Source organism: Rhizobium sp. PDO1-076 (assembly GCF_000247475.1).
Lineage (GTDB): Bacteria > Pseudomonadota > Alphaproteobacteria > Rhizobiales > Rhizobiaceae > Allorhizobium.
This window is the reverse complement of sequence record NZ_AHZC01000309.1, coordinates 1-1,032: the sequence shown is the minus strand read 5'-3', so window position 1 is coordinate 1,032 and position 1,032 is coordinate 1. Positions and strand designations below refer to the sequence as shown.

At 58.5% G+C, this 1,032-nt stretch carries 1 protein-coding gene; it reads right to left on the bottom strand.

The features are described 5' to 3' along the window. Positions 1–156: 156 nt before the first annotated feature. Positions 157–1,032, bottom strand: a protein-coding gene (locus PDO_RS27295) for an IS630 family transposase (protein WP_141649924.1) whose coding sequence is annotated in 2 segments (ribosomal slippage) — positions 157–758 and positions 758–1,032 — 877 coding nt annotated over the 2 segments. Because the reading frame shifts where the segments join, the coding sequence is not laid out codon by codon here. This gene is flagged as partial in the annotation.

Genomic DNA, 1,032 nt, shown 5'->3' with positions numbered 1-1,032 from the left:
GTTAACGTCCGGTATCGCTAACGGCTATTCTTGTTGGCTTACCTCAATCGAAACGAAAATAATCGCCGGGCGACCTACCACCTCTCGTGGCACGTCTTCAGCATGTTCTCAATAATGGTCATGACGATCCGTCCCTTGGTTTAGAGCGTTTCCCCTTCATGCTGGATCGTATCCGCATGATGTGAAGAAGTTTCGGGCATCTTGAGGCTCAACGAGGTCGATCAGTTTCCCGATCCTGTCCCAAAGGCCGGTCACAGTGCGTTCTGCCGCCTTGCGCAGGAGCGCTTTCAGCTTCGAGAATGCCTTCTCTATGGGATTGAAGTCTGGACTGTAGGGCGGGAGGAACAGCATGCGCGCACCGGCAGCCTCGATCATCTCACGCGCCGCCGGTCGCTTATGGCTGGAGAGATTGTCAAGGATGACGACATCGCCAGGCTTCAGGGTCGGCACAAGAACCTGGGCGACATAGGCCTCGAACCATTCTCCGTTGATCGGCCCGTCGATGACGAGCGGCGCAACCATTCCTGTGCAGCGCAAGCCAGCCACCAGCGTCGTGGTCTTGCGGTGGCCGTGCGGGAAGCCCATTCGCAGGCGCTCTCCCTTCATGCAGCGTCCGTGCGCACGCGCCATGTTCGTCGCGGTCCAGGTTTCGTCGATGAAGACGAGCTTGGTAGGATCAAGGTCCAGTTGATCATCGAACCACTGCTGACGCTGTTCCAGGACGTCGGGACGGCTTTGCTCTACCGCGTGGCCAGTTCTTTTTTGCGAGTCTGGCCGTGCCGGACAAGAAACCGGTGCAAAGCCGATTTGCTGATCGCGATGCCCTGAGCAGAAAGCGTGTCGCGCAACTCGAATAAGGTTCCATCGCGGTGCTCGGCGAGCCATGCCATGATCGCCTCGCCATGGGCCTCTGTCTTGCGGGAATTTCGATCTCCGCCAAGAGGACCAGGTCGCACGTCGCCTTGGCGAAGTTGCAGATTTCGCCAGCGGCTGACGCTTGCGGCACTCACGCCGAACCGTTCAGCAGTCTTC